Genomic DNA, 24,991 nt, shown 5'->3' with positions numbered 1-24,991 from the left:
GATATATATGAACTTTGATCTAGCAAAATCAGAAGCAGGTGTAGTGTGTGGCGTATTAGTAAACGTTGGCTGCAAGGGCTGGGATTAGAGTTTTGGTTGCCTCTACCACTGGTAGCGGTTGTGTTTTGGCTTGGCTGTAATTTCCTAGCTGCTCAAGAGTTAAGCCGACCCTACTCCACGGAGAAAAAACTTCAGTCAGATACTCAACTTGAAGCAAGGGTATCAGTCAATGTGTTGCTCATTAACGCTGCTGTCAACCGAACTAAAAGAATTACCCAGGTAGAAGTGGAAACAGCAGACCCTATTTTGAAGCGACTGGAATTAGAACTTCCAACAATAGAATTCAGCCAAATAGAAGCGACAATTGCCCAAGAACTAGGTCTACCCCGTGAGGATGTTAGAAAGTTAGTGCGCTATGAAGTTGTTGACTAATACAGGACTTACCTAACTTAAGCAGCATTTTTGTAACCACAGTAGAAACGTAACCGTTCAGAGGGTAGAAGGAATGTCAACACGTACAGCCCAATGCTTCACCACTAATACCAATTCTGTATAAAGATGCGCTTATGGTGCAAGAAATAAAGAACGAACCGCCAAGAGCGCCAAGTACGCCAAGAAATAAGAAATTAAGAGATTTGGCGCAGCTTCACAAAGAAACGGTATAAATACAGCATTTCATTAATTTGTTACGAACTAAATTTGGCAATACCCTGCAATGCCAATGCGTCGGCTTGCATTGTTAATGCGTCGGCTTGCATTGTTAATGCATCGGCTTGCATTGTTAATGCGTCGGCTTGCATTGTTAATGTGTTCACCTGCATTAAAAACGCTAATAGTGACGTTATTGCATGAATGGAGCGTCATGGAAAGCGGAAAAGTATTATTTTTTGTTTACTGCATTAAATGCTTACCATGAAAATTTAATATGTATGTAATGCATCCATCCACTTCCTTGCGTCAAGGTGGTGAAGTTTCAGCCGGAATTGCAGGGATATTGTTTGGAGAAGAGGGATGAAGGTGCGTACTGTTTCTGTACTCTATGCGATCGCGGCTTTGTTGATTTTTCCCGCTCCTGCTCGGTCTGCGATCGAAAAGGTTGTTGGAGGTGGTAGTGTTCATCAGGGTGAAACACGCCGTATTACTGTGATCGGAGATGGGATCGATTTTGCGACTTCGGTCGCTTCCTCGGATGCACGGATTGGTGTCAGGCTTCTCAGTAAGAAAGGACTTGGACAGGGTAGAGCAAAAGGGCAAATTGTACTGGAAGTTGCTGTGCCTCTCAATGTCCCTAAAGATCAGAACTTTAACTTGACGGTTAAAATCGCCCCAAACCTTTATTACTCCAAGGGAGGTTCTGAAACGGTTCGGCTGAATGTGCAGGAATATCCTAACAGTTCATGGAGACCTTTGTTTCATTTTGCTCCTTCATGGGGGTGGATGAATGATCCCAACGGTCTTGTCTATGTAAACGGAACGTACCATCTCTACTATCAGGCAATTCCGTTCTCCCGTGATCTTAATGGCCAAATTAACTGGGGACATGCAGTTAGCACCGATCTGGTTCACTGGTCTGGGCGCAGAGACGCGATGTTCAGTCCGTCAATGGATCTTCTTCCCAGTAGCGACGATCAAAATCAAGTCTGGTCTCCTTTTTCGGGGTCTGCGGTGACTGTTAGCGGTGAGGCAGCAAAACAGTTCCCCTGCGAATGTTCAAACCTTTGTGTTGCTTCTATATTCACCAAGAACACTTCTATTATCTCACTCCAGGATCAGTGGCTTGCGGCTAGCTGCAATGGGGGCGAGTCCTTTAAAGCACCGGAGAGTGTGTTGCCTAACTTGACACCTCCTAAGCCAGATTTTCGAGATCCGAAGGTATTCTCCTATAAAGGGCGCTGGATTATGGTGTTAGCGGTTGGAGATAAAGCGGAACTTTATGAATCTGCGAATCTGAGACAATGGAACCTCCTATCCTCTATCCCGCTCTACAGCAGCCTCACCACTTTAGGCCCTTTCGTCGAAACCCCAGATTTGTTTGAGTTACCGATCAGCAATTCGGTGACAAACCAGACCAAGTGGATACTGACCTACAGCGAAGGTTTCCTTCCGCCTGTGGTATGCCAGGGTCTTCGAGACAGTACCGGAATGCCGCTCACTGACCCCAAACCCAAAAAGGACTGTGAAAAATCCCGAAAATTTACCTCACGTAGCTTCTATATCGTCGGCGAATTTGATGGGAAGCAGTTCAAGCAGGAGTCACAGCCTCGACCTATAGATTTTGGCTCAGATTTTTATGCGCCTCAAACCTGGTCTGACACTCCAGGACGACGCATCATGGCTGGCTGGCAAAATAATTGGCATTACGCCCATCAAACTCCAACAACGCCGTGGCGAGGACAATTGAGCATTCCGCAAGACTTGGGGTTGATGAGAGATTCTGGCACCTATTGGCTGACTCAAACTCCGGTTCAAGAACTAGCGCTTCTGAGAAATTCTGCGCTTGGGCGTGTGACTCGGCTGCGGGATAAACCCTTGACTAACAAAACACCAGAGGAGCTGAAGAATTTTCGTTCAACTGCATTCGACGCTGACCTAGCAATTGATGTTGCTGGTTTGCCCAAAGTGAATTCCCAAATCAAGATTCATCTGCGATCGGGTAATACAGGGGAAGGAATGGTGTTGGCATGGCGACGTACTGGTTCCAATAAGGGAGAGTTATCACTAACGCGCTCTGCTTCTGAAGCGGGTGGATCGACTTCAGAATTAAAACAACAAGAGTCTGGGTTTATCGGTAAATGGTTGTCTGTCTCTTTTCCTTTTGCAGCATCTACAATTGAGCGACTCGCATCAAACTTTAGGAATGCCCAACCCAATCAAAGTTCGCAGATCACTCAGATGCCTGTTATGACACGTGGCACTAATAATAGCCTCTTAAAACTTCGGATTCTCGTGGATCGAAGTTCGGTAGAAGTGTTTGCGGGCGATGGACGCGTAGTGTTAAGCAGTTTATTCTTTCCTAATTCAGCCAATAAAGAGTTCAAGCTGTATGCAACAGGGGGAAATGCAAAGATTGTGAGCTTGGTTATATACCCGTTCAGTGATGACTGATGATTTCAGATAACGACTGCAAACTAATCAACCATCAATGCGTAGACGCAAAGCAGTAAGCCAGCGCAGTCTTCTCCCTTGGCGCTAGCCTCTCCCTTTGGGAGAAGGGGAGACGCCAAAGGCGATAGCGCAGCGTTAGCGAGTCATCGAGCGTCTGGGGGTTTTTCCATGAGCGACTGGCGCTACCCGCAGGGCTTGTCGCCAGACATCGCCTTATTGATGTTCTAGGCGACTACACATCCCACGCCCTGCCCTGCTGTCAACTCTCAACAGGTGATGCCAGCAGTTGACTTGAAAAAGCGATTTAGCGATTTAATGAAGTACAGGACTTACGGAAAATCATGAAAAAACGAACCGCAAAGAACGCATAGACACGAAGTGGCTTCCCGCAGGGTAGGACACAAAGGAATAAGACTTTCAGAGAGTTATTGCGTAAGTCCTAAAGTAGTCGTAATTTGATTAATGCGTTCTGCCTTGGTTTTCAATGTTTGGTTCATCGCTTCAAACCCTTGGCGAACGTCGATATTTAATCGACGAGCCAGCAGAGGTACTAGTAAGCCCTGGAAAGATGCTTGCTGAATGAAGCGGACGCGTAGGCGTAGCCCGTCGTAGACATCGCTTCCTAGCGGTTCAATGATAAAGCTGTGTTCACCGTCAAATAACCCTGGGATCAAAAAGTGCCCTAACCAGCGCAATTTGCGATTAGGTTCTACCGTAATCACAGTAGGTTGAAAAATTATAATATCTGTACCCGGAGGCTGAAAGTGAACGGTTAGCTGTGCCCCTTCACTCAGCGAACCACTAATTTGACGAATAAACAAATTCCAATCTGGAAAACTGGCAAAATCTGTGAGTAAGTTCCATACTTGCTTATCGGATGCCTGAATTTCGATTTCAGTGTAGATTTTCATGGGTATGAGTTGATAGGAAAACCAGAATTAAAACGGTTATTCCTGCTAAAAATAACCCAATGTATTGTCGTTTTAGTACTCGACCAACCCAAAAATTATGGGTGAAGGCAGGCAGATAAAGCAGGGGGATTAGGGAGAGAAAAGAACTTGATTTTCCTACCATAAACCCTGCAAAGTCTCTTTGGTGGACTACAAGGAAACTAGATTGTTTCTTGTAAAGCATAATGAATATTATTCGTAGAAAACTCACGTTTGAACAGCAAAATTCTGGCGGCTGGTAGACAGTTGTGAAGGAACTACTGACCTTGAACAACCAGGACGGAACATGGAGCGTGATGAACGACGTGATTGCTCACACTTCCTGCTACAAGTTCAGCAAATCCTTTAAGTCCTCTACGACCAAGCACAATCAAATCTGCTCCCCAACTCCGGGCTAAATCACAGATGTTAGTCCCAGGATCTCCTGTTTGATAACTGGATTCTGCCATAATGCCTAGTATTTTCGCTTTCTGATAGTACAACTGGAGTAAACTTTGTGCTTGTTGTGTTTCTATTTCCAGGTCTACTAAGTTCACAGTAAGTTGACTAGAAGTTGCTAACTCAATGCTGTAACCAATCATTAACTGAGCAGCATCTCTTTGGGCTAACTCCAGCGCTTTTATAAACACTGTTGCAGTCGCAGGTGAATCATCGACTGCCACCAAAATCTTCTTAAAGCTCATATCCAGCTCCAATAATCTCTCATTTGTTGTTTTTTAGCTTGAGGGACAAATGTGATTTAAAAGTGAAATTAAGTCCCGATAAGCAATTTATTCACTTTTCGTTCACATTCATCAGCAATCCTGGAAAAGAAGCAGAGAAACGAAACTAAGCTAACTGAGGTTTAAAACGAATCTCTTACCTAATACGGTTCATGCTCACACTATAAAACTATAGTTTTTTACTATTTGGAGATTAATAAAGCTTCGTTTTAAACTTACTGATTTTGATAGGAGATGTTGTGATGAATTTCAGTCCAGTTAAAAATGCGATCGGCATCATTTCTACCCGTCAGGCTGTAACACAGGTGCTTGATGAACTCAGAGCGATTGACTTTCCCATGCAGAAAATTTCTGTGTTCACTTTAGACTCTGAAGATGAAAAGTTGCACGAGGATGCTAATGCGGGTAAACATCCCATAACTCCGATTGAAGGTGCTAAAGCAGGTGCAATTACAGGAGGAACAACCGGGGGTTTCCTGGCACTAACAGCCGGACTTGGGGTATTAATTATTCCCGGTTTTGGGCCAGTATTAGCGGTTGAATCTGTGGTGAGTACACTGCTGGCAGGTGGAGCAAGTGCGATTTTTGGCAGTGTTTATGGCGCATTTCAAGGTTGGTTTACTCCCGAAAGGCAACCTAGACTTTGTGAGCCAGCCACCTGTCAAGAAAAATTTTTGGTGAAAGTAGAAGGAACAACATATGAAATCTGGCAAGCAGAATCGATTCTCAATTATTGGGGTGTGCAGGAATGGGATATTTATGAACTTAGCAAAAGATTCTCGTAATCACACCAATTTGAAAAAAGAAAAGTACAGATTCAAACAGAGAAATCCATATAAATCTGATGAGTCTTAATTACGAATTACAAATTAGTTTTTGGAGACTGAGATGACAGCAAATACGATCGCTACAAATACTTTCGCCCAAACAACAAAAGATTTACTCAACTATGAATGGCATACTCTGGATGAACAAAAGGTTGTGCAAACGTTAGCCAGCCATTCGGAAGCAGGTTTGACTCATGAAGAAGCTAGCAAACGACACCAGCAGATGGGTGCAAATCAACTGACTGGTAAAAGTGGAAAAAGTCCTTGGCTACGATTTTTAGAGCAATTTAATCAACCACTACTATATATTTTGCTGACGGCGGGAGTAGTAACGCTGCTGCTGCGAGATTGGATAGATGCAGGAGTAATTTTTGCCGTTACCCTAATTAACGTCATCATTAGCTACATTCAAGAATCAAAAGCAGAAGGTGCGATCGCTGCTTTATCCAAAGCCGTCACTACCGAAGCAACTGTGATTCGCAATGGTCAAAAAACTCGTTTGGCTTCGACTGAACTTGTTCTGGGTGATTTGGTACTGCTGGCATCTGGGGATAAAGTACCCGCCGATCTGCGGCTATTAAGTGTGCGTCAGTTGCAAGTTGATGAGTCTGCCTTAACAGGTGAATCCGTTCCGGTGGAGAAAGTAACCCAATTGTTGGATGTTGAGACACCGTTAGCCGAACGCAGCAATAGGTGTATGCAGGAAGTTTCGTTAGTTTTGGACAGGCAGAAGGGATTGTAGTAGCGATCGCAGATGCTACTGAAACCGGTCGCATCTCACAGTTAATTGAAAGCAGCACAAATCTGAAAACACCGCTAACGCGAAATATTGACAAGTTTAGCAAAAGCTTGTTGTATGTAATTTTAGGTTTGGCTGCCCTGACATTTGCAGTCGGATTAGGACAAGGCGAATCTTGGATTGATGTTTTTAAAGCGAGTGTAGCTTTGGTAGTCAGCGCGATTCCAGAAGGATTACCTGCGATTGTTACCGTCACTTTGGCGATCGGGGTTTCCCGAATGGCACGACGTAAAGCAATTATTCGCAAGCTACCTGCTGTGGAAACCTTGGGAAGTACTACTGTTATCTGCTCTGACAAAACTGGGACGTTAACTGAGAATCAGATGACGGTTCAGGCGATTTATGCAGGTGGGCAACACTACACCGTTAGCGGTATTGGTTATGCCCCAGATGGTGAAATCCTAATGGATCAACAGCCTGTTGATTTCGATGCACATGGACATATTGCTCTTTGGGAATCCCTGGAAGCAGGATTGCTCTGCAATGATTCTCACATCGAATGGGGAGATGAACAGTGGGACTTAGTAGGAACCCCAACTGAGGGAGCATTGATTACAGCTGCCAATAAAGCGGGATTAACGCAAGCGAATCTAGAGCAAGAATTACCTAGAATAGACACCATTCCCTTTGAGTCTCAATTCCAGTACATGGCGACTTTGCATGAATTAGATGCAAAGCGATCACTCAATATCATTTATCTCAAAGGTTCTGTAGAGGCAATTCTCCAACGATGCGATCAGATGCTCGACACTCAAGGACAAGCTCCTCTCAATGCTGCCGCAGTGGAACAGGAAGTTGGCCGCATGGCAAACCAAGGGTTACGAGTGCTAGCTTTTGCCAGCAAAGAAGTTACCTCTAACAAAGGTTCTTTGAAGCGCCATGATATCGATTAAGGACTGGTGTTTTTGGGACTTCAAGGCATAATCGATCCGCCGCGTGAGGAAGCGATCGCCGCAGTCAAAGCCTGTCAATCTGCCGGGATTCAGGTGAAGATGATCACTGGGGATCATGCACTCACAGCAGCTGCGATCGGAATTGTGGCTGTGGTGATTTTACAATGTCTGTTCAGTCAGTGGAGCATGATGAATCAAGTGTTTTATACCACACCTTTGACATTTACGCAAGCTCTCATTTCTATAGGTGTAGGTTTGCCAGTGGTGTTCATAGTTCTCATCTTGTAGCGTTTCGATCCGCTCAACTAGGGATAATGCTAGAGAATCTATTTATAGCAATCCTAAATAAGATTGTAAAAATTATCGAACCGCCAAGCCGCCAAGAACGTTAAGAGAAGAAGCAAAGAAGTTTACGAATCATTTAGGACTGCTATATAACGTCGTTAGTGTAAAACTCACAAAGAACTAATGAAACTGGAAGTCCAAGAAGAACGCGATCGCTTGCAAGAAAAAGGAGTCTCACTTGAGCCTACGAATTTTGCTAGATGAGGATTTTCAAGCAAAGTATTTAATCAATCTTCTTGTCCCAGATCCAAACACGCTAGAAAATAACAATATGTGACTCTCAAATTAGAAACAGGAGATGGCAGTTTATCAAGTTCGATTCATCAATCCTACACTTGGATTGGATCGCACCATTCAAGTACCAGATGATCAGTATATTTTGGATATGGCGGAAGATGCTGGTATCCGCCTACCATCTGGGTGTAAACAAGGCGAATGTTCTGCCTGTGTCGCTAAACTCATTAGCGGTGAAGTTGATCAAAGTGAGCAAAAATTTCTGCGTCCAAGTGAAATACAAGCTGGTTATGTTGTGACTTGTGTAACTTACCCTTTGTCTCATTGCACTTTAGAAACTCATCAAGAACAAGTCTTATATAAATCAGCCCTTTATTATAAGCCTGAGTCTGGAAAATCTAAGTGATTGCAATATTAATCGGTTAAGAAGATTTGTAGGTTGGGTTGTAGCAAGATACCCATAGGGGTAGGTAGTGAAATCCGAATAAAAACATGAAAAAGTTGGCTTTAGTTCCTCAACCTAACCTGCCTTGGAGTGCTTTTTTAAGTAAAACTTACGTAGTATTGAAATCGCTATCTTTTTCTCAATGATCGGTCTAACGGTAGAAGCAAATTCTATCTTGCAAGAGAGGTTAAAACCTAGCACATAGCTGAGGATGAAATGAGAAGTTACAAAAAATCTCTAGTGATAAGGTAAGAAAAATGTTAACACCATTATTAACCGCCCTAGCTACAGCTTTGAGCCTGTTGATTGTTGATTTAGTTGTTCCAGGCGTTAATATTGCTAATTTTCCCGCAGCTATAATTGCTGCTTTAGTAATTGGTCTAATTAACGGTTCAGTTAAACCAGTTTTGTCTACTCTTTCTCTACCACTTAACTTTCTATCATTTGGAGCATTTTCGCTCGTCGTTAACGGTTTGTGTTTCTGGTTAGCAGCAGTGCTAGTTCCTGGATTCGCAGTTCGCGGACTTATTGGTTTCCTCGTTGGGCCAGTGATTCTAACTTTTGCTAACACCTTCATTAATAACTATTTTGTTGAAAGAAACCTTTTAATCGGCAGTGGTGATGTAAAAAACCAAGGTGAATTACCTTCTTCTAGATAAGTATTAAAAGGAGTAGAAAGACAAATTTTAGTACCACTTGTCTACTCCAAATAAAATATTTCAAGGTGGATTTGCTAATTTGGAATATTTTCCATAATGTAATTAAAGAAAATCACACAAAAATACAGTAAAATCATGAAATTAGTTCGTTTTCTTCTAGGTTTGTTAGTGCCTCCTTTAGGCGTTTTCCTGACAGTTGGAATTGGGCCAACTCTGTTTATTAACATCTTGCTCACAGTTCTAGGTTGGCTACCCGGTAGTATTCATGCAATTTGGGTTATTGCCAAGCATGATGAACAACTGAATAGAGAAGGAAATATTTACTAATACGCAAGATGAATTTTAGGGAATCTTAAATAGGGTGTGTTACAGCTTTAGGCGTAACACACCATTTTAGTTTCTACTAGAATTAGAAGTTATAAGACCTAACCCTCTAAACCCGTTTATGAAGCGGGAAGGGGGAAAATTCAAAAGCTCTCTCCTTTTAGTAGAGAGGTCAAAATTGTACATCACTGGGTCGATAACTGATATGACGATAGTTCTACAATTATACAATTAGATATTTTTCAACTTATTAAGCAGTGGGTTATACCAAAGGCTAATGTAGCCTAATAAAGCTAAGTCTTTAATAATTATACAAATACGTTGATAGGGACACGACATTGTCCTGTCCCTACAAAAATTCTATATGTATCAGGGTTTTTGTGAATAGTAGTCTAGTCTATTTATGAATAGTCTCCCGCTCTTTATTAGCAGGTTCCTTATCTTTGAATAAGTCAGCCGCCGTTAAAAGTAACTCTCTCAACGTTTGTTTGATTTGGCGCTCTTTTCTTGCTAAAGATGTACCAGCTTCACCCAGTTTATCTTCAAGCTGCGATCGCTTCTGTTCTACCTGCACAGCCATAGATTCTGCTTGAGGACGAGCTTTATCATACCAGTGTTTAGCCTCGTCTAGATAATCTTGAACTTCCATATTACGTCCGCCATAGCGTGCAGCTAAGTTAGCTCGGACAATTGCAAGCTGCGCTTGCAGTTGCGCGTAACGTTTCTTTAACAATCCTACTTCTTCACTATCTTTAATAGCATTGACAGCAGAATCAATGGCAGTTTTGGTACTAGCAGGTTCTTCCTTACTTGTCTCTTCAATCTCTGCCAAAATTACATCAACTTCTTGCTGTAGTTGTTCTTCTTCACCATCCAGTTGAGCCTGTAGGCGCTTTATATCTATCTGAGTTTGAGCAATACTTTCGTGTCTTTTGCTATTAATCCCTTCCAGCGCTCCTTCAATAGAAGCTGTCACTTCATCTTTGAGTTCGCTACCTTTTTCTTGGAAGTTTTCAATTACAGCAGAGACAGCATCTTTAACAATACTACGAACTTCACTTGAACCTTGTTTAAACTCAGAAGCTACTTGAGAAACTGCGGATTTCACAATTTCTCGAATCCGTTCAGTTCTTAATTGTCCAGTTTCTTTCGCTTGTTGCAGGTCTGCTTGAATTTGTTGTTTGATATTGTTAGGCATTTTCAACTCTTGAGGTTTAACTATTTTGGATAAAATTTTCTAGACATGTTCCCATAAGTATATTATGGCGTAGTCTAAAAAGGCTCGGCACTTCCTTTAGATAGAAAAGAATAACCTTGATAAGGTGATGTGTAGTATGTTGCCCATTCGTGAGATGATTAATATTTGTTGCTAGTAATTGAGATAAAAATATGTGGCAAGTAAATATTACTTGTTCAGGCGATGCCTGGAAGCTTTATGGTACTGAATTTAAAGCGATCGCAGAAAAATATCAAGGTGAATTGATTAGTTCCAAAAAAATGCCAGATGGGACGCGCATCATGTCTTACAAAATTGAAGATGTTAGCGATGCCGAAGCCTTTCAAGAAGATTGTGCAAATTTTGCTGGATTTACAACTGACTTTGAATCCTTGTAGTATTGGTTCTGATACTAATCCCTGCAACAAGTATGTCCAAATCGGGAGAAGTTAATTGAAAAAACTACTTACATTAGTATTGGTTACATTTTTGTTATTGATAAGCACTTTTACTTTACCTGCTAGTGCAGCAGATACAGTTAACGGTGAACAAATATTTAGTGTTCATTGTGCTGGTTGTCATATCAACGGCAGCAACATTATCAGGCGAGGTAAAAATCTCAAAAAGCAAGCGCTGAAAAAGTATGGCATGGATTCAATAGAGGCAGTCACATCTATAGTTACCAATGGTAAAAATAATATGTCAGCCTACAAAGAACGCCTGACTGAACAGCAAATTCAAGATGTTGCTGCTTACGTTCTCGAACAAGCTGAAAAAGACTGGCGTTAGGAGAGACGCGATTAACCCTTGTCTGTACAGGAGTTAGGAGTAGAGACAAGGGTTAATCGCGTCTGTACAGGAGTTAAGAGTTAAGATTTAAGAGTTATTGATTATCGCTGTTATAAATGGTTATTAAGAAGGTGTAAAGGCTAAGAATCTTGTAATAAGATGCTTACGAACTTACTAATTCTTCATTCTTCTCACTGCTAACTATTGTACAGACGTGATTAATCGTGTCTCTTCTCACTCCTAAACTTGAAAATGAACTTACCCACAGCTAGCCGTCTCCAATTCACTCCTGATTTGAACATTTGCCGTATATTAAATGGGATGTGGCAAGTCTCCGGCGCACACGGACGCATTAATCCCCAAGCGGCTATTGAGACGATGTTCAAATATGTAGATGCAGGCTTTACCACTTGGGATTTAGCAGACCACTATGGCCCCGCAGAAGACTTTATTGGTGAATTTCGCTGTCAACTAATTGACACTCGTGGGAAAGATGCTTTATCTCAGGTACAAGCTTTTACAAAATGGGTGCCTCGTCCTGGCAAAATGACTAAAAAACTGGTCGAAGAAAATATTGATATTTCTCTGAGAAGGATGAATGTGGAATCGTTAGATTTGATGCAATTCCACTGGTGGGAATATCAGGATAAAAATTACCTAGATGCCCTAAAATACATGGCAGAACTTCAGACTGAAGGTAAAATTAAGCATTTAGGTTTAACTAATTTTGACACGGAAAACTTAAAGCTTATTACCGAAGCAGGGATCAAAATCGTTTCTAACCAAGTGCAATTTTCACTTATTGACCGCCGCCCGGAAGTGAATATGGTGCAGTTTTGTCAACAGCATGACATAAAGCTTTTTACTTACGGTACACTGTGCGGTGGTTTGTTATCAGAAAACTATTTGGGTAAACCGGAACCACGAGGATTTGATTTATCCACTGCTAGCTTGAAAAAATATAAAAATATGATCGATGCTTGGGGTGGTTGGCGACTATTTCAAGAGTTGCTAGCTATCCTGAAGGAAATTGCTAATAAGCATGGGGTAAGCATTTCTAACGTAGCAGTGCGTTACATTTTAGATCAGCCAACTGTAGGCGGTGTGATAGTTGGTGCCAGACTTGGTGTATCTGAACATATAGAAGAGAACGCCAAAGTATTTAATTTTAGTTTAGATGCAGACGATCGCGATCGCATTGATGCGGTATCTCGCCAATCACGCGATTTATACCAGCTAATCGGCGATTGCGGCGACGAATATCGGCGATAACTTCCAAAAAAGATTGATAACACGGTGAAGGTTATTGTAGAATCTATCCCTGCAACCATGCCTCTAAACTAGAATGATGTTGGTAACCATCTCCTTACCCCTCACAATAATTATCATTATTGTGAGGGGTAAACTGTTATTTTTTTTGATTAACTTCTTCTTTAGAAATCTTTAAAGACTTACCTTTTTCTTATTAATTCAATATGTAACATTATCTTAAATTATTTTGAATATGTGCAAATTCGTAGTAGGGTACACCTGTAGGTTGATTGTTGCAAAATACTTAATAAAAGAGTTTAAATTTATGTTTTGTAAATTTCCGTTTTTAATAGCTCCTCGCATATTTGCCGGAGGGTTGCTATTAGTATTTGGGTTCAGCCAGCTTGCCACAGCACAGTTTTCACCAGAATCTGATGAAACTACTTTTGAGTTATTTCCTAACAAGCAGTTCATTAATTGTATGGCAGCCACTCCTGGAGTTACGCCTCGGGTTAAAGCCACCGTAAAGCGTGGCAATCTTAACGATCAGCTGACTTTGAGGTTGACAAATTTCAAGCCTGGTTTGAAGTTTGACCTGTTTACTGTAGAGAATAGTCCTCAGTTGGCATTTGGAACCCCAAACCCAAATTTCAAAAACTTTGGTCTGGCTTGGTATCAATCTGATGTTGAGCCTGGACTTGTAACAATTAAAACTATCCTGCTAGATCAGATTTTCGGTTTTGATCCGGAAGTGAAGTTACCACCTACAAACACTTTCCATATAGGGTTTTGGTTTAACAACCCTAAAGATGCTGCCACGTGTGGCTTTGATGTTCGCAAACCTACCCCCTTTAATGGTGAACACAAGGCTGGCCCATTAGCATTTATTAGCCGACCTGATTATCTAACCAACCTCGGACCGCTTTGCATTAAACCTAACACCTCAAAAAACCCGCCTACTTGCAACCCTTAACCTGTTGATTTTGGTTGTTCTTTTCTTAGCTTTTGCCAATTGGGTGTCTGTGTTCAATCAGACACCCCTTTTTTTTAACATCTAGTCTAACCCCAGGTAAAAGCGAATACTGCTCTTAGTGCTTTTGAGTTAAGAGTAAGATAATCTTCTAAAACTTTTTGTTCTGTCCATCCCGCAGTCAGTAAACTCAATAAGCTCGTCTGGATAAAACGGAGTTGGCAGCAGTTAAGAACTCAGAGAATTATTCACATTTTTGATTGCTTCAGTATCTAATTCTAACAAGGTTCATTCACGAAGCTCAAAGGTTCATTCACGAACCTCAAAGGTTTATCGACGAAGCTCAGAGGTTCACTCGCGAAGCTCAAAGGTTCACTCGCGAAGCTCAAAGGTTCACTCGCGAAGCTCAAAGGTTCACTCGCGAAGCTCAAAGGTTCATCGACGAAGCTCAAAGGTTCATCGACGAAGCTCAAAGGTTCATCGACGAAGCTCAAAGGTTCATCGACGAAGCTCAGAAGTTCATTCGCGAAGCTCAGAGGTTCATTCGCGTAACGCACTCTCCGAAAGTCACTTAATTGAAAGTTGACAGAGTGCTAGTCTAATTCATACATCTGCTTATGCTTGGCTAAAAGCTGTAGATATTTCTCATTTGTCTTTGCTTCTACCCACTTAGCTTTAAATATTGCTGCTGATTCCGCTTTAACTGAGTCTACTTCATAGGGAAGAATCTCTTTTTTGTCACCTGAAGTTTCCAAATTTTGTTTATATTTCCTGCCACTCTTATGATTAGCATAACGGCGAGAGCGAGTATAACCCATTTGAATAAACTTTCGTGCCATATCTGCGCCGACAAAATCATCTTTCTCTAAATAATCAAGAAAAAGCTCGTATATTTTTTCACTTGACTCTCTAGCAATCTCAGGAGTTTTAAACCGCCAGTAAGGAAGAATTTCTGATTTGTATGGTTCAACCAAAAGTACACCCTGCTCACCCTTGCCAACGCGATAAAGTTCAGGATGTTGACGAAAATCGAGATTTTTAAAGTCTAAAGAATAATCAAAAGCCATGCGAAGTGTTTATTATTCATAATAAACTTTAATAAAAAAGTCGAGCTTCTATCTCTGTAGGGAAATTTTGTTTTATTATGCTATCTAGCACCCAATCCGTGAACAGTGTCCTTGCACCCGGCAATCTGCGTAAAGTGCATCACATTGCCCTCAACGTCCAGGATATGCAAGCTTCCCGCTACTTTTATGGCACAATCCTGGGTTTGCATGAACTTACAGGCGACGAAGTACCCGCAACCTTGGTGGAACTTGTCGCATCTGGGAAAGTAGCCAACTTCATCACCCCGGATGGAACGATACTGGATTTATTCGGGGAACCCGATTTAACACCACCAAATCCAGACCCAGAAAAGACATTCACCAGAGCGTATCATCTAGCCTTTGACATCGATCCACAGTTATTTGATCGCGCGGTGACAGTGATCAGAGAAAATAAAATAGCGATCGCACACGGCCCAGTCACTCGTCCTACTGGTAGAGGAGTGTATTTTTACGATCCAGATGGCTTTATGATTGAAATTCGTTGCGATCCAGATGTCCATTAAATAATTATTTGTCAGCAAAAAACAGGAAATACTTCTATGACAGCACTGACATTAAACCTTAATTCGATTCTTAAACTAACAAGAGAGCAGTTTTATCAGTTGTGTGAAGAAAACCCTGATTTACAACTAGAACGCAATGCCCAAGGAGAATTAGTCATAATGCCACCAACCGGGGGAGAAACTAGAAGAAGTAACGTTAATTTAATTCTGCAATTGGCATCATGGAATGAACAAAAGCAGTTAAGCGAAGTTTTTAATTCTTCAACTGGATTTACTTTACCTTCAGGGGCTGACCGTTCTCCTGATGTTTCTTGGGTTGAAAAATCTCGTTGGGATAGTTTGACTAAAGAACAAAGAGAAAAAATTATTTCTTTATGTCCTGATTTTACAATTGAAATAATGTGACCATCTGACACTTTAAAAAAAGTTCAATAAAAAATGCATGAGTATATGTAAAATAGATATTGTTTGGGTTGGCTGATAAATCGAAAAAAGCAGGAGTTGAAATTTATCGTCTTGGACAAGATGTGGAAGTTTTAAATTCAATTCAAACTCTTTCTGGGGAGGATATTTTACCTTATTTTGTACTCAGTCTGAAAAAAAATTAGTAATAATAATGTTTTAAAATACTCAATTTTGTGAGAATACAATTAATAAATACTACCTGTAAAAAAAGGCAACAATTCTTTAAAGGACACTAATTAATCTACTATGAGCGCAAAACTCACGCAAATATTTAAAGTAATTGAAGACACAATCAAAAAACCGCCAATTCCACACGAACCATACAAGCAATCATTGAAAGCCTGGGCAATGTATTGTTTGCGAGACAAAGGTTTTATAGTCGTTTATGCTCAAAATGCCGACTTTGCTATTGAAAGAAAGGGCGAAGAAAAACTGTATTTTAAAGTTTCAAATAGCCCGGATGATTTAGATGATTCTCTTAGCTGGATTGTTTGGGATAGTGCAACCAAAAGTGCCAGTTTCATTCCCAAAAAAATAGACTGATGCCAAAATATTCCTCAAATTACCTGAATCTTTAACTATTCAGACGGATGTATTCTAACTATCTTCCTTGCCTAGACAACTGCTGCACAAATATTTGATGTTCTGGCGAATTTAACCCCAACTGCAACACAGCCAATACTTGCTGCATATTGCCAGCAAGTAAATCTGACATTGACAACCACAAGCCAGGAAATATTTGACTTTTGATAATTCCATCTGCATCGACTTCTAAAGAGACATATTCTCCTTGTTGCAGGCTAAACCAATCTAATTTATTTTCAAATATTTGCCAAACAATATATTCTTTTACCCCATTCCGACCATAGACTTTTTTCTTGTCATGTAAATCAATAGCAACACTGCTAGCTGCTATTTCTATTACGAGTTCTGGCGCACCTTATATGTAATCATCATCACTGAAACGAGATTGTCCTTCAGCTATTGGTGTGATTAATAGCACTCCATCTGGTTGCGGTTCATTGTCTCGATCTAAGCGGACTGTTGGCTCAATTCCCAATCTCACACCAGGGATTGATGCTTCATAAACTCCCAACCAAGTGATTGTATGGCTATGTGGTTCAGCATGACTTTCAAAGCGTAACGGGGATGCCAAGTATACAACTCCTTCAATTAATTCTGCCTTTTGATGACGGGGCATTGCTTGATAGCGGCGCTCAAATTCGTAGCGAGTCAGGCGATCGCCATTCTCTAAAGGAGGAATTCGTCGCTTGAGTGATAGGTTAATCATGATTTTCTGCTCTGGCAAGGAGTCTTACTTTATTATGGCTTAATGCATATTTTCTACAGATTTACTAAATCACTTATAGTGCTTTTAGGTTGAGTTCAATACAGACCTAATTCCCAGCCCCTTCCCTACAAGAGAAGGGGAGTAAGTATCAAAGCCTATCTGCTTTTAAAACAGAGAAATGGAAGTCAGGTCAGAGTAAACTAGGAACGCTAGAATCAGGTTTTTCAAATACCATTAAATGCTGTTGAGGTAACAAGTTTTTAGTTTCACGCCAAACCAAACCAACAGCTTGCATTTCTTTACGGACTTGCTTTTGAGTCATCTTGTGCAGACCTTTAATCATGATAAAGGGATTTTCACCCCGGTACTCAACCAGCACTACCCGACCACCTGGTTTAAGTGCTTTTACAATTCCTTGCATCACTTCTTGGGGATATTCAAGTTCATGGTAAGCATCTACCATCAACGCCAAATCGATACTTTCAGATGGTAAGTTGGGGTTACTAAGAGTTGCTAAAACAGGCTTAACATTAGTAATATTTTTATCTTTTTTGAACAACTCAATAATTTCCAACATTTCTGGCTGAACATCTACAGCTAACACCTTACCTGCTGTTAATAATGGGGCGATGCGAAAGCTTAAGTAACCAGTACCAGCACCAATATCCGCCACTACATCATTAGGTTTTAGATTGAGGAGGGTGACTACTTTACTTGGCTGTTCCTCTCCCTCTCGACTTGGACGTTCTAGCCACCCAGCGCCTGTGTATCCCATAACTTTGGCGATTTCGCGCCCCATATAATATTTGCCAATACCATCTGGACTATGGATTATGCGTTGTTCGTAAACAGTGCTGGATGAAGTCGCGGCTTGTGTTATCAGGGTTGGATTCAGCAGCAAGCAACTTAATATCCCAATAAAAGTTACTATAAAGTGGAGAAAATTTAACATTTGGTTATGACTGATCGAGATAGTTATAAGCAGCAACTAAAAGAATTTTATGGTAGTAGAACGACTTATGACCATGAGAAGGGTACTCGCCATCCTCTAGAAGCCAAGATTTTACTTGAATTTGTTCCACTACATTCGAAACAGAAAATCCTTGATGTGGCAACTGGAACAGGTTTAGTTGCGATTCCTGCATCTGAAAAAGTTGGTTCAGAAGGCTACGTGATTGGGATTGATATCACTCCTGGAATGTTACATCAAGCAAGACTTAAAATTGCAGCAGCAAAATTACAAAATATCGAGTTGATTGAGGCAGATGCAGAATATTTCAACTTTACTAATAGTAGTTTTGATGTTGTCTTTTGCTGTGAGGCCATTGTACTTTTTCCTGATATAATGGCTATTTTAAAAAAGTGGTATCACTTCTTGAAACCCGGAGGATTTGTAGCATTCACCTGTCCTCCTGAAACTGCTTATATGGCGTCTCTTCAGCAAAGGATCTGCGCTAGAGTTTTGGGCGTATCTCTACCACATATCCTTGAACCACTGGGGACTCCAGAAAAATGTGGAAGTTTGCTCAATCAGGCAGGTTTTAAAGATATTAAAATTAAGATTGAGCCATCAGGACGTTATCGCCCTCTTAGGGATAACAGATTATCTGAAACAGCAATTAAGATAAATTTTAAAGGTAATCCCCTGTTGTCAAAATTATCACAGGAACAATTAAATCAGTTGCAAGTTGAGTACAAAGCTGAAATTGAGAAACTAGCAACCGATCAAGGTATTTGGGAAGACACTACAAAGTTCTTTGTTCGCGCTCGAAAATAAGTTGATGAGCTTTGATCCTGAACTTACAGCTAAGGGCGATCGCGCATAATAATGTTACCGTTACTAATGACAGTTTAATCTCCTAGACCGATGTGGAAGTAAACATTTTTAGGATTTACTTGAAGTAGCCCCTTTAAAAATTTGTAATCCAACCTTTGGACGTTTATATGCAAAACCTGCCCCTGATGTTAGTGCCTGTACTCGCTGCACAGAAAGTAGCAGGTGACGGTTTAATTAAACCTCTTGGTCATCATGAACTGCTGTTGGTGTTAGTGCAACTGTCACTATTGCTTCTCGTAGCGCGGGGATTAGGTGAGTTGATGCGCCGGATTAACCTACCGCCTGTTGTTGGAGAATTACTGGCGGGTGTGGTGCTTGGTCCTTCTCTATTTGGTTTGCTCCTTCCAGACTTACAGGCACACATCTTTCCCAAAAGTCAAGAACAGTCTAATTTACTTTCGGTTATTTCTTGGTTAGGCGTGTTATTTTTGCTAATTGTAACTGGGTTGGAAACGGATCTCAAGCTGATTCTTCGTAAGGGTAAAACGGCTCTGCTGATTTCACTGGGCGGAATTCTTGTCCCGTTTATCACCGGATTTGGATTGGGCTGGCTATTGCCAGATAATTTTTTAGCCGATCCAGAAAAGCGACTAGTATTCAGTTTGTTCATCGCCACAGCAATGAGTATTTCGGCAGTACCAGTGATTGCTAAGGTGTTGATGGACTTAAACCTGATTCGCCGTGACATTGGTCAAGTTACATTAGCTGCTGGTATGACCGACGACACTATCGGTTGGATTTTACTTTCTGTAGTTTCAGGTTTAGCTAGTAGCGGTAAATTTGACCTGGGGACAATTTTCCATTCCGTGAGTGCGGCTATATTGTTTCTAGCGATCGCCTTTACAATTGGGCGTACCATCGTAGACCAGATTTTGCGCTGGGTTGATGACTATGTTGGTGGAATTGCCGCGAGTATTTCGGTGGTGCTAATTCTTTCGCTCTCGGCAGCAGCACTTACCCACGCATTAGGTCTAGAAGCAGCATTAGGTGCTTTCGTGCTAGGCATTCTGGCAGGGCAATCTCGCCGCTTTAGCAATGAAGCTGGACACATGCTAGAAGTATTCACAGCCAGCTTTCTAGCGCCAATTTTCTTTGCTTCAGCTGGCTTGAAAGTTAATTTACTAGCTCTGTTAGTCCCTAAAACGCTGATATTCGGCTTGATTGTTCTGGCTGTCGCCTGTGTTGGCAAATTTACAGGTGCTTACCTTGGTTCTCGCGTCGGCGGTTTGAGTCATTGGGAAGGTTTGGCGATGGGTGCTGGGATGAATGCTCGCGGGGCGATGGAAATTGTCGTTGCCACGATTGGTTTATCTTTGGGAGTGCTCAATCCCCAGATGTACTCGATTATTGTCATGGTGGCTATCGTCACTTCCCTAATGGCTCCACCCCTTCTGCGCTGGTGTTTGTCGAAGGTGGTTATGAGTGATGAAGAAGCTCGACGTTTGCAACAGGAAGAACAGGATAGCCGTAGCTTTATCAAGCAAATCCAACGTGTCTTAATACCTACTAGCGGTGGCCCCAACATCCAACTCGCGGCGCAATTAGTCGGTTACATGGCTCACCAAAACTCGATAGAAGTTACATCTTTATATGCCCTGAGTGATAAGCAGCCCCAAAAAAAAGCCCGTCGAACAGCAACCGAGGTAAAAGACACTGCCGCAGAGGTTGCTTTGGCATCTGTTGTTGAAGAAATGCAGCTACCTGCTGATACCACCCTGCAAACAAAAACCGAGTCTGGGCAAAATAAAGCGCAGGTAATTCTGAATGAAGCGAAGAAAAACTATGACTTGATTGTACTAGGAGCTTCTGAACAGATCCGCCCCCAGAAAACATTGTTCAATTTACTTGTAGATCGGGTAGTACAAGAAGCGCCTTGTGCAACGATGGTGGTGAAGTCGCACCTACCCTACGCCAAAGGTGAGATATGCAAAATCGCTCAACAAGAGCTGACAAAGATTCTGGTGCCAACAATAGGGACAGAATATAGCAAAAATGCTGTAGAAATGGCAAGTACGATCGCTGCTCAAACAGGCGCATTAGTTATGATCGTGAACGTGATTAATGTGCCACAGCTTGAATATATTCTTTACGAGCAGCGATCGCTAACTCCAGTTAAAGAAATTGCCCACGATCTGCTCGAACAACAAGCAGAAATTGGCCGCAATCTAGGTGCTAATGTCAAAACCTATATTCTTCAAGGAACTAGCCCAGAAAGGGAAATCCTCAAGTTTGCCCAAACCAACGAAGTTGACTTAATTCTTTTAGGTAGTAGTATCCGAATGGTTACGGGTCGCGTTTTCTTCGGTCACAGAGTTGATGCAATTCTAAATAGAGCACATTGCCCAGTAGGGGTAATTACTACGCCATAGGCTTCTTGGCTTAGAGGCATTTAGTTTGTTTGAACAGCAATTTTAGATTTTGGGTCGCACCTTTGGTGCGCTTCCAACGCAACTTGGATTTTGGATTAAAATAATTTTTTGGTTCATGCCCCGTTCCTTGTAAAGCAACTGCGCTATGAAGAAAGCAAATTTAAAATCCTGAAGCTAAGTCTCGTTGTGGGCAGGGTTAATCCAAAATTGCAAATCTAAAATCCAAAATACTTTGACCTTAGCGCAAACCTCTAGAAGTGACTGATCTTTGCAAATTAGCTAGAGCGCGATTGTAATCCAAAATAGCTGCGACTCGATTACCTTCTGCTCTTGTCAGGTCATTTTCAGCATCAATCACCTCTGTTTGAGTGCCTACACCAGCTTGGAACCTTAGCCTTGCTAAATTCAGAGCTTCCCTGGCTTGATTTAAAGCCACACTAGAAGTCTGGATATTATTTAAATTGGATTGCAATTGAGAATAGTACTGTTCTACATCAAAGCGAATTAGGTCACGCTGGCTATCAAATTGAGACTCTGCGATCGCAATATTAACTCTCGACTGAGCCGCCCTTGCTCTTGCAGCTCCAGCATCAAACAAAGTCAGATCTCCGTTAATTCCCAATGAATAGCCATCAGTAACGCTGACGCCATCATTATACTGATCTAACAGATTGTAATTGCCTACTAAACTAACTTGCGGCCCTAGCTGTGAAAGTGCCTGTCGTCGCTGTTGCTCAGAAATATTACGTCGTGCTAAAAACTGTTGCAATTCTGGGCGATTTTGAAACGCTTGGACAACACTTTGTTCTACCGTCTGCGGCCAAAGACCGGCTATTTGTACAGGATCTGCGGCACTAATATCAACTGACTCTGACAAACTTAACAACGTGGCAAGTTGACGACGGGCAATTTGCTGCTGCGAGATAGCATTAGTCAGTTCTTGTTGAGAGTTAGCTAAATTCACCTGAGCTTGCAACACATCAAAGCGCGTACCTACTCCAGCCTGTTCTCTAGCTAGAGTATCCCGCAAATTAGCCTGGGCATTTTCTACAGAAGCTCGATTAATTCTTACTAGTTCATCTGCTTGCTGCAAATTGTAGTATAGAGTCGTGGTATTCAAGCTAATTGTCAAAGACTGAATTTCAATATTCAATTGATCTACACGTAGTTGTTCTTTGGCAGCTTGGATAGTCGCTTCTCGATTACCAGAGGTATAAGCGTTGTAATTCAGTTGTGCTGAACCATTAAAAGAGGTGATGCCTTGAGATGAATTGTTGGTAAAACCATTACCACTATTAGTCACACTACTGTTAATTATCAGAGTAGGAAACAATGCAGCTTGAGCCTCGCGTAGTTGCGAGCGGCTGCGTTCTAGCTGTAATAGCGCTACCTGTAAATCTCGATTGTTGCGTCTTGCTAGTTCCAAAGCTTGTGCCAAACTGATTGGCACAGTTTGCCTAATCCTTACTTCCCCTGGTTTGGTAGGAAATTGGAGAGGATTGGGACTAGGGTTGAGGTAATTGGGAACCTGTACAGGGCTTGGGGTATTCTGGGGTTTTGAAGGAGTTGCTGCACTTGCTGCATTTGGAAAAAGAATAGCGATTGCTACACTAACCCAGGTAAAATGCACGAAGAATAAACTTAAATTCATAAATAGATTGTAGTTATTAATTAATTTTTGAGGATACAATCACAACTTTTCATCTTAATTGATCTACGGTAATTTTAATTTCTCCCTCAAAAAACTGATATTAACAAATTAGCCTACAATCAAGCCATCCTGAACTCGAATAATCCTTTTGGTTTGAGCAGCGATATCTGGTTCATGAGTGACAATCACAATTGTGATCCCTTGGTCATTAAGTTCAGTCAGCAAACTCATCACCTCATGAGAAGTTTCAGTATCTAAAGCTCCTGTTGGCTCATCTGCTAAAACTAATGCAGGTCGGTTGACTAAAGCACGAGCGATCGCTACCCTTTGTTGTTGTCCCCCAGATAGTTGACTTGGACGGTTAGATATGCGTCCCCCTAGTCCTACCTTTTCCAAGGCATCTAATGCCCTTTGACGGCGTTTTGGCTTAGGCAAGTTAGCGTAAACCATTGGTAACATAACATTTTCCAGCGCTGTTGCCCGTGCCAATAGGTTAAATTGTTGGAAAACAAAACCAATCCTTTGGTTACGGATATAGGCTAATTCATCATCATCAAAAGTCGTCAGGTTTCTGCCTTCAAAAATATAGTCTCCAGTTGTGGGACGATCCAGACATCCCAAAATATTCATGAGCGTCGATTTTCCCGAACCTGAAGCACCCATAATCGAGACGTATTCCCCTTCTTGAATAGAGAGTTCAATTCCCTTGAGGATTGGAACACTAACTTCTCCCAAGTGGTACGTTTTAGTAATGGATTCCATCCAAATCATTGTTGGCATAAGAATTAGGAGACGCGAATCGCGTCTGTACAAAAGTTTTGAATTAAAAATTACGAATTACGAATTATTTAGTCGCTACGTAAAGCAGTGATTGGATCTAATTTAGATGCATTTCGTGCTGGAATTACCCCAGCCACTAAGCCAACGCTCAATGAGAGTCCAAAGCCAGCAATGATTGACAATAAAGAAATTACAAAGGGAAATTTGAAAGTGTTTGCAGCCACAAAGGCTAATACAACACCAGTGACCATCCCAATACATCCGCCAACAATGGAAATCACGATCGCTTCGGCTAAAAATTGATTAAGGATTGCCGAATTGGTAGCTCCTACGGCTTTGCGAATCCCGATTTCTCGCGTCCGCTCAACCACAGAAACCAGCATAATATTGGCAATACCGATTCCACCAACCACTAATGAGATTCCAGCGATCGCTACCACCATTACTGTAAATAAACCCACAATACTAGTGAAGGTACTAACAATATCAGCTTGATTAGTCAGCCGAAAATCATCGACTTGCGGCGGATAAATATTGTGACGCAGCCGTAAAAGATTGGTGACTTGAAACTGAGCAGCTTCTAACTGTTCCTGATTAGCGCCTTTAACTAAAATTCCACTTACAGAAACGCCTACCAAGGCATTGTTCCCAACCAGTCTCTTGGACATAGTAGTAAGAGGAATAAAAACCTGGTCATCTCGATCCATCGGCCCCTGAGAACCTTTAGGTTCCATCACCCCAATTACTTCATAAGCCTCTCCTTGAATCCGAATTTTCTCGCCGATCGGATTTACACCCTGTGCAAAGAGTGTTTTTTGAACAGTAGGGCCAAGAATAGCAAGCTGTGCAGCAGTATCTAATTCTTCTTGAGTAAAATATCTCCCTTGCTGGGGATGAGTATTTCTGACTTCTGGGTAGTTCAAATCTGTGCCATAAATGGTTGTTGAGGTGTTCTGTCCTGCATATACAACTTGAGCGCTGCGTTGAAGATAAGCAGAAACCATCTGTGCTGATGGCGCTTGTGTAGCGATCGCCTTTGCATCTTCCCAAGTTAAGGTGCTGCTAGAACCTACTCCTTGACGGACATTTCCGCTTCTTGCCGCACCCGCCAAAATTTGGATGACATCTGTACCCAATGCTTGTATCTGTTGCTCAACCCCCTTTTGCACTCCCTGACCGACAGAAGTAATGGCAATGACCGAAGAAATTCCAATAATTACGCCCAACATAGTTAGACCTGTGCGTAATTTGTTACTCCACAGAGTCTCTGCCGCCATTGTCAAGATTTCCAGCAACGGCACTGTGCGAGTATTCTTAGTTTTGTAAAAGCCCTTAAATATCTTAAACATAAAGTTTTATTTAAAACTCAATACAATTCACTTAAGCATTTCTTCCTTCTCTTCCTTTGCGTCCTTCGCGTCCTTTGCGGTTCGTTAAAAAAATTGAACCTTTTTACT

General features: G+C 41.6%; 23 protein-coding genes and 3 pseudogenes. 17 read left to right on the top strand and 9 right to left on the bottom strand.

Annotated elements, in window-relative coordinates; translation table 11 throughout:
- Positions 1–45: 45 nt before the first annotated feature.
- A complete protein-coding gene (locus V7L20_RS15930; RefSeq protein WP_334745015.1) occupies positions 46–432 on the top strand; it encodes a hypothetical protein in 387 nt (128 codons plus the stop codon).
- A gap of 579 nt (positions 433–1,011) precedes the next feature.
- Positions 1,012–3,105 (top strand): glycoside hydrolase family 32 protein, encoded by a 2,094-nt coding sequence (locus V7L20_RS15925; RefSeq protein WP_334745014.1) that lies wholly within the window; start codon positions 1,012–1,014, stop codon positions 3,103–3,105.
- Positions 3,106–3,530: 425 nt separating this feature from the next.
- Here the strand turns inward: V7L20_RS15925 and V7L20_RS15920 are convergent, their stop codons facing one another.
- Positions 3,531–4,016, bottom strand: a complete 486-nt coding sequence (locus tag V7L20_RS15920; RefSeq protein WP_334745013.1) for an SRPBCC domain-containing protein — start codon at positions 4,014–4,016, stop codon at positions 3,531–3,533.
- Positions 4,017–4,312: 296 nt separating this feature from the next.
- Positions 4,313–4,738, bottom strand: a complete 426-nt coding sequence (locus V7L20_RS15915; protein WP_334745012.1) for a universal stress protein — start codon at positions 4,736–4,738, stop codon at positions 4,313–4,315.
- 281 nt (positions 4,739–5,019) lie between these two features.
- On the opposite strand from V7L20_RS15915, the gene V7L20_RS15910 reads away from it, so the two are divergent.
- The 5 genes and pseudogenes from V7L20_RS15910 to V7L20_RS15890 all read left to right on the top strand — a co-directional run bounded on the left by V7L20_RS15910 (position 5,020) and on the right by V7L20_RS15890 (position 9,306).
- The gene (locus tag V7L20_RS15910) at positions 5,020–5,562 is read left to right on the top strand and encodes a hypothetical protein (RefSeq protein WP_334745011.1); all 543 of its coding nucleotides are present in this window, start codon (positions 5,020–5,022) and stop codon (positions 5,560–5,562) included.
- Between the two features lie 103 nt (positions 5,563–5,665).
- Positions 5,666–7,434: pseudogene (locus tag V7L20_RS15905) on the top strand (cation-translocating P-type ATPase); the annotation flags it as partial.
- 505 nt (positions 7,435–7,939) lie between these two features.
- Positions 7,940–8,281 (top strand): 2Fe-2S iron-sulfur cluster-binding protein, encoded by a 342-nt coding sequence (locus tag V7L20_RS15900; protein ID WP_334745010.1) that lies wholly within the window; start codon positions 7,940–7,942, stop codon positions 8,279–8,281.
- Between the two features lie 296 nt (positions 8,282–8,577).
- Positions 8,578–8,979, top strand: a complete 402-nt coding sequence (locus V7L20_RS15895; protein ID WP_334745009.1) for a phage holin family protein — start codon at positions 8,578–8,580, stop codon at positions 8,977–8,979.
- A gap of 135 nt (positions 8,980–9,114) precedes the next feature.
- A complete protein-coding gene (locus V7L20_RS15890; RefSeq protein ID WP_100898558.1) occupies positions 9,115–9,306 on the top strand; it encodes a YqaE/Pmp3 family membrane protein in 192 nt (63 codons plus the stop codon).
- 394 nt (positions 9,307–9,700) lie between these two features.
- Here the strand turns inward: V7L20_RS15890 and V7L20_RS15885 are convergent, their stop codons facing one another.
- Positions 9,701–10,501, bottom strand: coding sequence for a histidine kinase (locus V7L20_RS15885; RefSeq protein ID WP_334745008.1), 801 nt, complete (start codon positions 10,499–10,501; stop codon positions 9,701–9,703).
- A gap of 191 nt (positions 10,502–10,692) precedes the next feature.
- On the opposite strand from V7L20_RS15885, the gene V7L20_RS15880 reads away from it, so the two are divergent.
- The 5 genes from V7L20_RS15880 (at position 10,693) to V7L20_RS15860 (ending at position 14,104) form a co-directional block, all read left to right on the top strand.
- The gene (locus V7L20_RS15880; RefSeq protein ID WP_334745007.1) at positions 10,693–10,917 is read left to right on the top strand and encodes a hypothetical protein; all 225 of its coding nucleotides are present in this window, start codon (positions 10,693–10,695) and stop codon (positions 10,915–10,917) included.
- Positions 10,918–10,972: 55 nt separating this feature from the next.
- Positions 10,973–11,308 (top strand): cytochrome c6 PetJ, encoded by a 336-nt coding sequence (gene petJ, locus V7L20_RS15875; protein ID WP_289796391.1) that lies wholly within the window; start codon positions 10,973–10,975, stop codon positions 11,306–11,308.
- Between the two features lie 252 nt (positions 11,309–11,560).
- Positions 11,561–12,580: an aldo/keto reductase gene (locus tag V7L20_RS15870; RefSeq protein WP_334745006.1), complete on the top strand. Its 1,020-nt coding sequence runs from the start codon at positions 11,561–11,563 to the stop codon at positions 12,578–12,580.
- 304 nt (positions 12,581–12,884) lie between these two features.
- Positions 12,885–13,532, top strand: a complete 648-nt coding sequence (locus V7L20_RS15865) for a hypothetical protein (protein WP_334745005.1) — start codon at positions 12,885–12,887, stop codon at positions 13,530–13,532.
- Between the two features lie 257 nt (positions 13,533–13,789).
- Positions 13,790–14,104 (top strand): hypothetical protein, encoded by a 315-nt coding sequence (locus tag V7L20_RS15860; protein ID WP_334745004.1) that lies wholly within the window; start codon positions 13,790–13,792, stop codon positions 14,102–14,104.
- Between the two features lie 18 nt (positions 14,105–14,122).
- Here the strand turns inward: V7L20_RS15860 and V7L20_RS15855 are convergent, their stop codons facing one another.
- A complete protein-coding gene (locus V7L20_RS15855; RefSeq protein ID WP_334745003.1) occupies positions 14,123–14,596 on the bottom strand; it encodes a DUF4385 domain-containing protein in 474 nt (157 codons plus the stop codon).
- A 77-nt stretch (positions 14,597–14,673) separates the two neighbouring features.
- Here V7L20_RS15855 and V7L20_RS15850 point away from each other — a divergent pair, with 77 nt between their 5' ends.
- From V7L20_RS15850 to V7L20_RS15840, 3 genes and pseudogenes are all read left to right on the top strand, one after another.
- Positions 14,674–15,141, top strand: a complete 468-nt coding sequence (locus V7L20_RS15850) for a VOC family protein (protein WP_334745002.1) — start codon at positions 14,674–14,676, stop codon at positions 15,139–15,141.
- Between the two features lie 36 nt (positions 15,142–15,177).
- Positions 15,178–15,749, top strand: a pseudogene (locus V7L20_RS15845) (Uma2 family endonuclease).
- A gap of 103 nt (positions 15,750–15,852) precedes the next feature.
- Positions 15,853–16,149 carry a hypothetical protein gene (locus V7L20_RS15840; protein WP_334745001.1) on the top strand — a complete coding sequence of 99 codons (297 nt, stop codon included), beginning with the start codon at positions 15,853–15,855 and terminating at the stop codon, positions 16,147–16,149.
- A 58-nt stretch (positions 16,150–16,207) separates the two neighbouring features.
- Here the strand turns inward: V7L20_RS15840 and V7L20_RS15835 are convergent.
- Positions 16,208–16,897, bottom strand: a pseudogene (locus V7L20_RS15835) (Uma2 family endonuclease).
- 190 nt (positions 16,898–17,087) lie between these two features.
- Positions 17,088–17,849, bottom strand: a complete 762-nt coding sequence (locus V7L20_RS15830) for a class I SAM-dependent methyltransferase (RefSeq protein ID WP_334745000.1) — start codon at positions 17,847–17,849, stop codon at positions 17,088–17,090.
- 6 nt (positions 17,850–17,855) lie between these two features.
- Between V7L20_RS15830 and V7L20_RS15825 the strand changes: the two genes are divergently transcribed.
- Positions 17,856–18,674 carry a class I SAM-dependent methyltransferase gene (locus tag V7L20_RS15825; RefSeq protein ID WP_334744999.1) on the top strand — a complete coding sequence of 273 codons (819 nt, stop codon included), beginning with the start codon at positions 17,856–17,858 and terminating at the stop codon, positions 18,672–18,674.
- A 167-nt stretch (positions 18,675–18,841) separates the two neighbouring features.
- Positions 18,842–21,103 (top strand): cation:proton antiporter domain-containing protein, encoded by a 2,262-nt coding sequence (locus V7L20_RS15820; RefSeq protein ID WP_334744998.1) that lies wholly within the window; start codon positions 18,842–18,844, stop codon positions 21,101–21,103.
- 238 nt (positions 21,104–21,341) lie between these two features.
- On the opposite strand, the gene V7L20_RS15815 is transcribed toward V7L20_RS15820, so the two are convergent.
- The 3 genes from V7L20_RS15815 to V7L20_RS15805 all read right to left on the bottom strand — a co-directional run bounded on the left by V7L20_RS15815 (position 21,342) and on the right by V7L20_RS15805 (position 24,883).
- Complete coding sequence (locus V7L20_RS15815) at positions 21,342–22,754, bottom strand: TolC family protein (protein ID WP_334744997.1); 1,413 nt, start codon at positions 22,752–22,754, stop codon at positions 21,342–21,344.
- 108 nt (positions 22,755–22,862) lie between these two features.
- Positions 22,863–23,534: an ABC transporter ATP-binding protein gene (locus V7L20_RS15810; protein ID WP_334744996.1), complete on the bottom strand. Its 672-nt coding sequence runs from the start codon at positions 23,532–23,534 to the stop codon at positions 22,863–22,865.
- Positions 23,535–23,602: 68 nt separating this feature from the next.
- Positions 23,603–24,883, bottom strand: coding sequence for an ABC transporter permease (locus tag V7L20_RS15805; protein ID WP_442943558.1), 1,281 nt, complete (start codon positions 24,881–24,883; stop codon positions 23,603–23,605).
- Positions 24,884–24,991: the final 108 nt, after the last annotated feature.

The sequence above is a fragment of the Nostoc sp. genome (assembly GCF_036916735.1).
Classification (GTDB): Bacteria; Cyanobacteriota; Cyanobacteriia; order Cyanobacteriales; family Nostocaceae; genus Nostoc.
The sequence above is the reverse complement of the archived record's forward strand: the minus strand, read 5'-3'. Positions and strand labels throughout refer to the sequence as shown.